5 protein-coding genes and 1 pseudogene are annotated in these 10,851 nt (G+C 62.7%); 5 read left to right on the top strand and 1 reads right to left on the bottom strand.

Annotation, left to right across the window (positions count from 1 at the left end):
• The 5 genes and pseudogenes from CBW22_RS25000 to CBW22_RS24975 form a co-directional block, all read left to right on the top strand.
• A pseudogene (locus CBW22_RS25000) lies at window positions 1-217 on the top strand (DUF2913 family protein); the annotation flags it as partial.
• Window positions 207-470, top strand: a complete 264-nt coding sequence (locus CBW22_RS24995; protein ID WP_088518166.1) for a hypothetical protein — start codon at window positions 207-209, stop codon at window positions 468-470. The pseudogene CBW22_RS25000 and the gene CBW22_RS24995, both read left to right, overlap by 11 nt.
• 528 nt (window positions 471-998) lie before the next feature.
• Window positions 999-1,934: a flagellar motor stator protein MotA gene (motA, locus tag CBW22_RS24990; protein WP_088518165.1), complete on the top strand. Its 936-nt coding sequence runs from the start codon at window positions 999-1,001 to the stop codon at window positions 1,932-1,934.
• A gap of 1,419 nt (window positions 1,935-3,353) precedes the next feature.
• Window positions 3,354-6,440, top strand: coding sequence for an esterase-like activity of phytase family protein (locus tag CBW22_RS24980; RefSeq protein WP_088518164.1), 3,087 nt, complete (start codon window positions 3,354-3,356; stop codon window positions 6,438-6,440).
• Window positions 6,441-6,534: 94 nt separating this feature from the next.
• A complete protein-coding gene (locus CBW22_RS24975) occupies window positions 6,535-9,894 on the top strand; it encodes an autotransporter domain-containing protein (protein WP_088518163.1) in 3,360 nt (1,119 codons plus the stop codon).
• A gap of 119 nt (window positions 9,895-10,013) precedes the next feature.
• Here CBW22_RS24975 and CBW22_RS24970 read toward each other — a convergent pair whose 3' ends face one another.
• Window positions 10,014-10,571, bottom strand: coding sequence for a recombinase family protein (locus CBW22_RS24970; protein ID WP_088518162.1), 558 nt, complete (start codon window positions 10,569-10,571; stop codon window positions 10,014-10,016).
• Between the last annotated feature and the right edge of the window lie 280 nt (window positions 10,572-10,851).

Raw genomic sequence — 10,851 nt, 5'->3', positions numbered from 1 at the left:
GAACCCCGGCGTGTGGGGCCTGTACGTGAACCTGACCGGACTGGAGCACGGGTTTGACGAAGGCGGCCGGCAGACCCGCCCGCTGCCCGCCCGCATCACCGGCGACCTGGCGGCGCTGGATAAGCTGCTGAGCCGTTCAGGCTGGCGGCGCGAGCCCGCCGTGGGCGCCGACCCGCTGCTGCACCACCTGCTGGCGGAGGGGGCACGTGGAGCGTGACGCCATCCTGCGCGTGCTGCGCGCCCACCCGGACAACTGCATCCGCGCCTTTCACCGCGGCGCCCTGCACGGCGCCGGCCGCACCGAAGGCCGGGTGCTTGTCCGCCACTACGGCGGGCTGGTGCCGGACGAAATCGTGCTGAAGCCCGTGATGTTCCTGAAGGTGCAGGACGCGCTCTGCGTGACGGAGACCTGGGGCAGCGAAACGCTGGGCGGCTGCACCTGGCACCTGAAGCCGGAGGTGCATGGCTGACGGCGGCCGCGCGCGGCAGAATACAGTGAATGGGGCGGAGGAGCGGTCAGCAGACGGTCCGCACGGACGGGCAGGGCGCCCACTTTTCTCAGTGGGCGCGTGGTTTTGAACGGATGCTGCCATTTTTCTGTCCGACATAAATACCGTGTTGAAGGCATGCTGGCTGCAGGGTTATTATTCCGGTGTCTGCTTTCACAATAAAAAATGGAAGTACCAGGTCTTTCCGCGCAGCCGGCTCCCGGCGCGCGGTTTTTTATTCCGGCTGACTCAGGCTATCGTTGCGGGAGGCCCCTGCGTCCACGCCGGCAAAGCTTCGTGAAGGGGTCATGGCCATACCTGATGAGGTCCCCATCCGCTCCTGGCTGCAGCGTCCGCGGGCTGATGCGCTGCGGGAATGCCCCTTGCAGTTGTGCGTACGGCATCATTCCTGCATCCGGCGGGGGACGGCCTGCCCGGTGACGCCGGGGAAGCGGACAGATTACGTCGCGGGCCCGAACCCGGGCCGGCTCACTGACAGAGGGGAAAATCATGCCCGTACTGGCGGGATACTTTGTGGTCATCGCGGCCGTACTCACCGGCTGTACGCTGTCGGGCGGGGTTCTGTCCGCCTTCATTCAGCCGGCCGAGCTGCTCATCATCGCCGGCGCGTCGGCCGGCGCCTTTCTGGCCGGCAACACCGGACCGGCCCTGCTGGCCCTGCTGCGCGCCCTGCCGGAAACCCTCCGGGGCAGCCGCTACGGGGCCGCGCTGGCTTCCGAGCTGCTCGCCCTGCTGTTTCACCTGCTGAGCCGCGCCCGCCACCGCGGCATGCTGGTGCTGGACGCGGAAATCAGCCGCCCTCATGACAGCCCGCTTTTTCAGCGCTATCCGCGCGTCCTTGCCAGTCCGCTCCTGCTGGCCTGCATCACCGACTGCCTGCGCCTGCGCCTGATAGGAAACCTCGACGACCGCGACATGGACGCGCTGCTGGCCATGGAGGCTGACACGCTGGAGCAGGAGCGCGAGGGGCCCGCCGGGGGGATTATCCGCCTGGCGGACGCCCTGCCCGCCTTCGGCATCGTGGCGGCCGTGCTGGGCGTTATCCACGCGCTGGGGTCAACGGACCGCGGCGCGCACGAGCTGGGCGCGCTGGTTGCGCAGGCCATGGTCAGGACTTTCCTGGGCATTCTGCTGTCGTACGGCTGCGTGGCGCCGCTGGCCACCCGGCTGCGCCAGCAGTACGCGGAAACCGCGCGGATGATGCGCTGCGTCCGGCTGGTGATGGTGGCGGACATGCGCGGCTGCGCGCCCCAGGTGGCGGTGGAGTCCGGGCGCAGGGCGCTGTATTCAGACGTACGTCCCTCATTTGAGGCGCTGGAGCAGACGCTCAGGGCGGTGCGGCAGGCTGAAAACTTCGCCGCCGTGGCTGAGGGAAAATACAGTGGCAGGTTACGTGCGGGAGTCGATGATGGCGGGACGGTATGAGCTGAGGAAAGGCGGCATGACCGGACACAGCGTCTGAACTGTCTGCTGCCCGTCAGGGGGCAGACGTCCTGATAACAGTTGCCGCAACGCCGGGTGCTTTCCGGTGGGTAATATTCAGGCACCATTAGCGCGTGACAAACGACAAAGCCTCACTCGCCGGGTGCTGCCCCGCCGTATAAGGGGGGAAGTTCCGGCATTGAGAAAGTCTGCGGTGCCGGGTGCCTCCCGGTGAGTCAGAAAAGCTACAACCTGACCCGCTTTCCAGGGCAATGATCCGCCAACAGTAGCTTAGCCACTCCGTACAGGGTGATTCACCGCATTATGAATATATCACCTCAGTCAGTGCGGAACTATCCGGGGATATAAGCAGACTAAATGGCGCTAATCAGGGTAATGTGGCAGAAATCAACCAGCTGATACGCTGCAGTAATGAATCCCTTCAGAGGCACAGATGATGAACCCGTTCAGAAAAGGTAAGAATGAAACGCATACTGAAGACTGACCACCGGACCCGTGTTAAAAAGCCCGCCCGTAAACCAGCCGATTCCGGGCAGGTAAGTCAGTCAGTGAAATTCGCGACACAGTTCATCGCGCGGCCACTTTCTCAGGAAACTGCCATCACCTGAAGTGAAATCTGTTTATCCTGGTGACTGAAAGGTTTCGTGTTGCTTTTGTATCCGCTATGAACTACCAAAAGGGCGCGGGATATCAGGCGCTGATGCGGCTTTGCAGGTGCATGAAGATAATCAGTATCAGCTTTCCCGGCACAGGAGCTTTCATTCCCCTGCCCCGCAGAAAAAGCCGGACGTCCGCCTAGCAGAGCAAACGTCCGGAATTCTGCGGTACGGACAGAAGACGCAATACTAATCGTTGGGTGGTGCCACGCCACAGCAGCCAGCGCGACGGTTAAATTATAACCATCTGAGGCGGCCGATGTGAAACCGGATGTGTTGCGCCGGTTAGCAGATTGTGCGATCCATCAGAAACTTTATCGGCATCAGCAGCATAGCATCTGCGGCCACGGCACACACTGACGCGGTGTAGGGGTTTGAGGGCCAATGGAACGGAAACGTACGTTTAGGAGATAATTTATTGTTATAATTGAAATTTAACGCCCTTATTTCTCCCTTTTGAATATCATCCGGCAACGTGAACGTATAGTGCGCCAGCATATTAATAATGCCCGTATATCTGCGCGCGATATCGTCATTACCGGTGCATCATTGACCGGCCCGACTGATCTTTCTGCCCTTCACACGTCCCCCGATGCGTATGCTCAGGCTTTTACCCCTTCAGTCCTCCCTCCGGGGTCGAATACCTGAAATTTCTCTTTTCCTGACATGAAAACGAAACAGTAATCCTCTATAACCCCTGAACAAAAATTCGGCTTTACAGTTTCTTTACGTTAAGGATGCCGTTATGGAATTTCTTTTCGGGGAGCAGCATCAGGATTCCTGGCGCGGCTTGCTGTGCGCGGTCTGTATGGCATTATCACTGCCGTCACAGGCTGATGACGGCAGATTCATTGACAGTACAGTCAGTTATGGCGCGGACATCCCCGCAATAAACGGGCTGAGCTACCAGAACAATGTCACGTTCGCGACAGGAATGCGCTATGACGACTGGACCATCGGTGGCCTGTCGGGTATCGACCTGAACCGCGGCAGCGGGCAGTTCATTACCGCGCGCGACAACACCCGTCCCGGGCTGGGCCCGGGCGGGGCCGGGCAGACATCCCTCTTCACGCTTGAGCCGGTATTCACGCCCGGACAGCTGGGCTACGGCATCCGGTTCACCGGCGTCACCCCGTTAAATGACCCGGCCTGGCAGCCCGAAACCAACGGGCTCGAGTCGGTGCGCTACGACCCGTCCGGTGACGGCCTGTGGCTGAGCTCGGAGTCCGAAAATGTGCTGTATCACATCCACTCTGACGGCACGACACGCGATACCATCCGGCCGCCGGAAACCGTGACCGGCAGCGGGGGCAACACCCAGCTGGAGGGCATGACTTTCACCCCGGAGGGGGCGCTCTGGGTTATCCGGGAGGCTCCGCGCGCGCAGGACAACGGTATAACGCGCCTCTCACACCTGAGTGAGGACGGCAGGGTTCTCGCGCAGTATTCCTACCGCATGGACGGCATCTCAGGCAACGGCGTGTCCGAGCTGCTGGCCGTGAGCAACAGCAGCTTCCTGGTGATGGAGCGCGCCTGGGACGGTAAAGGGGCGGGCACCGCCCCGACCGGCGAATCACATAACTCCATCCGCATCTACCGAGTGGATGTTGCCGGGGCACCGGACATCAGCGGCAGCGCATCCCTGAATGCGGGCAGTACGCTGCCCGTCAGCAAAACCCTGATTTTTGATTCAGAATCACTCGCCGGCGTGCTTAATACCTGGGACACCAAGGTGGACAACGTGGAGGGGATGAGTTTCGGCCCCGTGCTGCCTGACGGTCATACTTCGCTCATTCTGGTGTCTGACAACAACTTCAGCACCACGCAGCGCAAGACGCAGTTCATTATTCTCCGGCTGGACTCACCGCTGCCGGATGAACAGTACTGGGACGGCAGCACCCCAATGGCGGACGGACGCGCGGGCGGCGGCGGCGGCGTCTGGCAACGCGGCACGACGGCGGAAAACTGGACGCGGGCGGGCGGCCTGATTAACGACGGCTGGGGAGGCAGGGTGGCCATTTTCCGCGGCGCACCCGGGACGGTCACCATTGATAATTCCGGCGGGCAGGTTTCGGCGCGCGAGCTGCGTTTTCTGGTCAGCGGCTATACCCTGACCGGTCAGGCGCTGAACATGGACCCGTCAGGCCTCACGGTGAGCGTGCCCGCATCAGTGGACGTGGCGACCGTTGAAGCTCCACTTACCGGTAATGGTCCGCTGACCAAAAGCGGTGCCGGTACGCTGGTGCTGAACGGCGACAGCACGGTGGCCGGCCCGGTGGAGGTCCGTGCCGGCCGGCTTACCGTCAACGGCACACTGACGGGTGCCATGACGGTAGACGGCTCAGCAGTCCTTGGCGGCAGTGGTCATACCGGTGGAATAACCTTACGTTCCGGAGCAACCCTGTCACCCGGCACCGTGGGAAAAACGCTGGCCGCCGAGGGTGACGTGGTCCTGGGGCCCGGCTCGCACTATGCCGCGACGGTATCGGCAGACGGCCGCAGCGACGCGCTGCGCAGCAGTGGACACATCACCCTCGGCGGCGCGGACCTGACCACCCTGTCGGCCACCACCGGCAACCTGCTGACGCAGCGGGAGGTGCAGTCGCTGGACGGCCGCCGCTTCCGCATCCTTGACGCCGCCGGCGGCCTCAGCGGGCGCTTCAGTACGGTTTCTCCCGCCTGGCTTTTTCTCGATGTGCACGCCGCCTACGACGCCACGGGCGTGACGCTGACCGCCGGGCGGAATGCCACCCCTTTTGCCGCACCTGCCGACACGCCTAACCGCCGCGCAGTGGCAGCAGCGGCTGACACCCTTCCTTCCGGTCACCCTGTCCGCGAGTCCCTGCTTGCCGTCAGCACCGCCGGTGAGGCCCGTTCTGCGTTCAGCGCACTCAGCGGCGGGCTTCACGCGGATGTGCTGGAAAGCCTGGCTGACCAGTCCGCTGCCGTCAGGACGGCGCTGGAAGATCATCTGCAGAGTAGCGGCGCTCCCTCCGCGACAGAAGCGCAGGCCGGTCACGGAGTGTGGGGGAAGCTGCTGGGGGCTCAGGGTCATGCCAGCGGGCAGGGCGGCGATTATGGCTACGACGACAGTGCATACGGCGCGCTGTTCGGTACCGACCTGACCGGCCGCAACGCGCGGGCAGGGGCGGCACTGGGCTACACCCGCTCATCGGTGGACGGCGGCGCGGACGGCAGCGCCTCGGGGGATAACGGCTGGCTGGCGGCGTATGGCTGCTGGACCCCGGGCGCGCTGACGCTCACCGCGGGCAGCGTGCTGGGCGTACATCGTGCTGAAACGGAACGGGGGGTGGCTTACGGCACCCAGCGTGACGCAGAGACCTCGCATTACGGAGCCCGGTCAGTGCAGGTTTTCGGCGGTGCCGCCTGGGATCTTCTTTCCGGGCCAGCGGTCCTGGCGCCCTTCACCGGTCTCCGCTGGGTTTCACTTTCGCGGGAGGCGCTGCAGGAAAGCGGCGGAGCGGCAGCGCTGAGTGCCGGCCGGGAGGAAATGCACGCGCTGCTGTCCGTGGCCGGATTAGAGGGCAGTACCGGCTGGCAGATTTCGCCCGCAGAACAGCTCCGCGTCTACGGACGTGCGGGCTGGCAGCACGCGCTGAGCGCGGTCAGCCGGGACGCCAGCCTTCACTTCAGCGCTGGCGAAGCCTTTACCGTTCGGGCCCCCGATGCGCCGCGTGACGCAATGCTGCTGAGGGCCGGGACTGAATGGCGCGCCGGCGAGGCTGTCGCGGTAACGGCCGGCTGGTCCGGTCTGCTGTCTTCCCGGCGGCAGGAAAACAGCATTGAAGCGGGCGTACGCTGGCAGTTCTGAACAGTTAAAAACGCTCTCATGAGAAACCGTTTGCGGAGGGCATTTCCGTCCGCGTGATTAATCCGGCCCGAAAGGGCGTACTCAGGGGTAAAGAATGCAACAACACTTATTCAGGCGCACAGCTGCAGGCATTGGTACCGGTATCAGCCTGCTGCTTTTGCAGGCCGGCGCACAGGCCGAACAGGCGCACGAGATGCTGAGCGGTTTTTCAGACATACAGAAGAACCGGCCGGATATTATCGCGCAGAACCTCCAGGACGTTAAGGACATCATGGCCGCCAGCACGCCGGCGGACCAGACGGCGGCGCAGGACGATGAAACGCATTACTCGGCGACACAGATTGCCGGACCCGCGCTGGGTGGCCTTCGCGCCCTGAATCCCGGCATTGACGGGACGGGCTGGAACTTCAACGACGTGGCGGCCGCGGCCGCCACTGAGGGAAAGAATTTTTACAATAACCCCCGCCCCTTCGTGGCGGATCCGTCCGTTCACAAGCTGCCCCGGGCAACCGGCAGCGGCAGCTCCTTTCCCAGCGGCCACACCTCCAAAGGCTACATGAATGCCCTCTACACCGCCTGGATTTTTCCGGAGCGCTTCCAGCAGATAATGACCCGCGCCAGCGAATACGGACTGCACCGCATCGTCAACGGCGTGCACTACCCGCTGGACGTTATCGGCGGCAGGATGGTCGGCGAATGGAGCTTTGCGGGGGTGATGGCCGGTAACGGCTGGCAGGCCGGTGCGCTGAAAAATACCGCGCAGAGCGTCCGGGCTGACATGCTTAAAGGCTGTAATGGCAGCAGTATCGCCGCATGTGCGGACGGAGGCAGCAGCGATGCGTTCGGCAACTACACCAAAAATCGGGCGGACTGGGAAACCCGGCTGACCTACAACCTGCCTGCGGTAGGGCCGGGGGATAAGCCCGCCGTGGTGCCGCAGGGCGCGGAATATCTCATCATGACACGCTTCCCTTACCTGAGCGCAGACCAGCTGCGCGAGGTGCTGCGCACGACCGAACTGCCGTCTGGCATTGTTCTGGATAACGGCGAAGGCTGGGCACGGCTGGACCTGTTCCGGGCGGCCGACGGTTACGGGGCCATTGATGCCGACACCACCGTGACCCTGGACGCGGCGCGGGCGACTGATGATACGCAGCCAGGCGCAGGCTACAACGCCAGCGACATCTGGCGTAACGACATCGGTGGCAGCGGCGTGCTGACCAAGGCAGGCAGCGGCGAACTGACGCTCACGGGGCACAACACTTTCGGTGGCCTCACCATAAGTGGTGGTACGCTGAGGCTGACGGGCATCAACGAATACTCACGAAACGTGAACGCAGGAGGTGGCACCCTGGTGCTGGAAAACGGCTCGCTGCGGACGCAGGGCGATATCGTTACGTCACCGGGCGCCACCCTGCGCCTCAGTGGTGGCACGCTGGGCTCAGAGAACGGTGACCTCCGCATTGCCGGCCGCACGGTACTTGTGGGGTCAGGGGAGATAAACGTAGCGCCGGGGCGTCAGGGCAGCATATCCGGCGAAGTCAGTGGCCCCGGGGGGCTGGTCAAGTCAGGCGCGGGAACGCTGTCACTTACCGGCAATAACAGCTATGCGGGCGGGACGCACGTGACCGCCGGGCGGCTTGACCTCGGTACATCGGTTGCCGCAGGCACCGGCACCATTGCACTCGACGACGGCACAACCCTCGGCTACAGCGACGGCATCACCGTGCTTAACCCCCTGCTGCTGAACGGGGCCGTGAACCTGGCTGTTGACAGCGGCGAAGCCACTCAGGCGGGCAGCCTCAGCGGTGCCGGGACTTATGCGCTGACGGGGGCGGGCCGGCTGAGCATTACCGGCGACGCATCAGGATTCAGCGGGCATACGGATATCAGCCAGACCTCCGTGAACGTGACCAGCGCCCTCGGCGGCAGCGTCAGCGTCAGGGACGGTGGCACGCTCGCAGCCAACGGGCCCCTGACGGCAACGGTGGATGTTGGCCGTGGCGGTGCCCTGAAAGGCAGCGGCAGCACCGGCAGCGTGCACGTCGGCAATGGCGGCACTGTGGCGCCCGGCAACTCACCGGGCACGCTGCGCGTGCTGGGCGACCTGACCATGGATAAAGGCTCCGTTTACCGCTGGGAAACGGAGGCCGCCACCGGCCTCAGCGATTTGCTGTCCGTTTCCGGTAAGGCCACCCTGTCAGGCGGACAGGTTCTGCACGCCGGGGAGGCCGGCACATATTCACCGCTGGCCACCTACACCATCCTGACGGCGGCGGGCGGTATCAGCGGGCAGTTTGACGGCGTTGCGTCGGATTATACTTTCCTGACGCCGCAACTGGGCTACACGCCCGACAGCGTCACGCTGCGCCTGGTGCGCAACGACGTCAGCTTCGCTTCCGTGGCGCAGACGTATAACCAGCGCGGGGTGGCACAGGCGGCTGAACACTTCTCTCCTCTGGGGGCGCTGTACGGCAGTCTGGCCGTACTGAACGCTCCGCAGATGCGTACGGCGCTGGGCAGCCTGTCCGGCGAAGGTTATGCCTCTGCCGCGACCGCGCTATCTGAAAACAGCCGGTTCCTGCGCAACGCGGCGCTGGACAGGCTGCGCGAACATCACGGCAGCGGCGTTAACGCCTGGGTGCGCCCCTGGAAGTCAGACGGCACGCTGTCGGGGGGCAGCCAGTCTGCTGGTTCGCTGGAAGGCAGCTCGTCTGGCATCATGGTGGGCGTGGACGGGGGCACTGACGGCGGCTTCAGGGCGGGCGTGCTGGCCGGCACCGGCTCGTCCTCCTGGAATGCGGGCGGCGGAAGCACGAACAGTGATGACCATCTGTTCGGACTCTACGCCGGCGGTCAGTCCGGACAGGTCGCGCTGCGCGCCGGAGCAGGATATAGCCACCATAACCTGGATACCCGTCGCAGCGTGAGTTTTGAAGGCTTCAGCGAACAGGAGAAGGCGGGCGCACATGCGTCCGTCATGCAGGCGTTTGGCGAGGCGGGGTACGTCATGGAGACCGGAGCCCTGATAGCAGAACCCTATGCCGGCATAACGGCGGTGAAAACCCGGCTTGGCAGCGTCAGCGAGACCGACGGTGAGGCCGCGCTTCGAACCGCAGGCGGTGACCAGACCAGCACCTTTTCCACCGCCGGACTGCGTGCATCGTGGAGCCTGACGGCCGGCAGGGTTAGCGTGCGGCCGTATACGGACGTGGCATGGCGACACGTGCTGAGTGGCGTAACGCCGGCGCGCGAAATGACGTTTGCAGATACCGGCGCCGGCTTCCGCGTCCGGGGAGCGCCGCTCAGCGCCGATGCCGCCGTGGCCGGTGCCGGCATTGAACTGGCAGACGCGGGAAAAGAGACCAGCCTGACGCTCGGGTGGAACGGAATTTACGGTGAAAACGGGCGTCAGGAGAACGCCGGCAACCTGACGCTGAACGTGGCGTTCTGATCCGGGCGCAATGGCTTAATTATCCTTATATCTGAAGCAGAGCCCGCCGGGGAAAATCACCTCCACGGCTCTGCTTTCAGCACAGTAACAAACCAGGAAATACTGGTTTTTTCGGCTCCTCATGATTTTTCAGCATCTGCAATAATTTTGTAAACGCTGGAGCGTGCAATCTTCATTTCTCTGGCAATATCAGTTGCGCCCGTGCCCCGGCAGTAAAGCACCATCACTCTGGTTCTGTCGATAGTTCGTCTGCGACCAAACCGGATACCTTTTAGTTTCGCTTCCTGTCTGCCTTCATTGGTGCGCTCCAGTATCCTCCGCCGTTCAGCCTGCGCGACGGCAGACAGGATGGTAACTACCATCTGACCCATTTCGCCGTCAGTACATATCCCGTCATCAATGAAACGGACGGCCACGCCTTGAGCGTCGAATTCCTTTATCAGATGGATCATATCGGCGGTATCCCGGCCAAGATGGTCGAGCTTCTTCACCAGAATGGTATCGCCTTCCTCCACCTTCATACGCAGCAGATCAAGCCCCGGACGATCGACTGAGCTGCCGGATGTCTTGTCGGTAAAGATGCGGTGGGCTTTCACGCCTGCGTCTTTGAGCGCTCTGATCTGGATATCGAGGGACTGCTGACTGGTTGAGACCCGTGCGTAACCAAAAAGCCGTATAAAAGTGTATCCTAAATCAAATATCGGACAGATGGTGTCTGTTTTAACGAAAAAATCGATTTAACGGACACATTAATGAAGCCGATTTTCGGTGTCTGACAATTTATAACATTTCGGACGGTTGCAAAAATGTTACTAAATACCCGTCAGGCAGGGAGGCCGATATGCCCGTTGATTTTCTGACCACTGAGCAGGAACTGAATTATGGTCGCTATGTTGCAGAACCCAATGACGTGCAGCTGGCGCGCTATTTTCATCTTGATGAACCGGATCTTGCTTT

It is taken from the genome of Pantoea sp. VS1 (assembly GCF_002207995.1).
In the GTDB taxonomy this organism is placed as follows: Bacteria; Pseudomonadota; Gammaproteobacteria; order Enterobacterales; family Enterobacteriaceae; genus Pantoea; species Pantoea dispersa.
The sequence above is the reverse complement of the archived record's forward strand: the minus strand, read 5'-3'. Positions and strand labels throughout refer to the sequence as shown.

What these genes read in the sequence shown, in the direction of transcription:
- motA (WP_088518165.1), top strand. Translation starts at nt 999, where the DNA reads ATGCCCGTACTGGCGGGATACTTTGTGGTCATCGCGGCCGTACTCACC.
- CBW22_RS24980 (WP_088518164.1), top strand. Translation starts at nt 3,354, where the DNA reads ATGGAATTTCTTTTCGGGGAGCAGCATCAGGATTCCTGGCGCGGCTTG.
- CBW22_RS24975 (WP_088518163.1), top strand. Translation starts at nt 6,535, where the DNA reads ATGCAACAACACTTATTCAGGCGCACAGCTGCAGGCATTGGTACCGGT.